Source organism: Ensifer sp. 2TAB8 (genome assembly GCF_052115125.1).
GTDB lineage: Bacteria > Pseudomonadota > Alphaproteobacteria > Rhizobiales > Rhizobiaceae > Ensifer.
Genome location: NZ_JBFRGB010000073.1, coordinates 1 through 860, shown reverse-complemented (window position 1 = coordinate 860; position 860 = coordinate 1). Strand labels below are relative to the sequence as shown.

At 62.9% G+C, this 860-nt stretch carries 1 protein-coding gene; it reads right to left on the bottom strand.

The features are described 5' to 3' along the window. A partial coding sequence (locus AB4Z53_RS35375; protein ID WP_441600088.1) for a GlxA family transcriptional regulator occupies positions 1-860 on the bottom strand: 860 nt, incomplete at both ends.

The following is an 860-nucleotide window of genomic DNA, read 5'->3' as shown; positions in this document are numbered from 1 at the left end:
AAGCCGACTTCAAGCGCGATCTCGATGAGCGAAGCGTCCGTCTGGGTGATGAGGTGCTTGGCGCGCTCCAGTCGGAATTTCCGGTAGACGTGCGCAGGCGACATCTTCGCCTTCTCCATGAACAGTCGCTCGAGTTGCCGGCGCGACAGGCCGACCGAGGCCGCCAGTTCAGGGATCGAGATCGTGTTCTCGGTATTCTGCTCCATGATGATGAGGGCAGCGTTCAGGCGGGGGTCGTTGCTCTCGATCGCGAGCGGCTTTCTTGGCTGCACATGGAGATGCGAGCGGGCCTTGTCGATCTGCAGGACCTCGAGTGCATTGCGCTCTGCCTCCCGGCTGATGTGGAGACGCACGATATGGGCGGCCATGTCGGCAGCACTGCTGCCGCCGGCGCAGGAACCGCGGGTGCGGTCGAGGTTGAAGAGGCGGTCCGAGCGAACCTTCAGATCCGRGAAACGTTCGCGGAAGGCCTGGTAGTGAAGCCAGCTGACGCAAACGACGTGCCCGGCCATGAGCCCCGCTKCCGCCAGGATGAAGGTACCGGTGCACAGCCCGATCAAAGGTACTTTCTTCGCGGCCGCCTTCTTCAGGAAAGCGATCGTCTCGTCGTCGATCGGGTGTTCGTTCTTGAGCAGGCCGCCGACCATCACGATGTAGTCGAACTGCCCCGGGTCGACGAGGCCTGACGTCGGCGCGACCTGAACCCCGCAACTCGATGCGATCAGATGGCTCGTGTTGCCGAGCACCTGCCAATCGGCGCGCACGCGGCCCGATTTGTCGAGTTCGTCGCTTGCCAGCCGAAGCGTATCGACGAAGAGGGCGAAAGCCGAAAGTGTGAACGACCGGGCGAGAACGAAGCC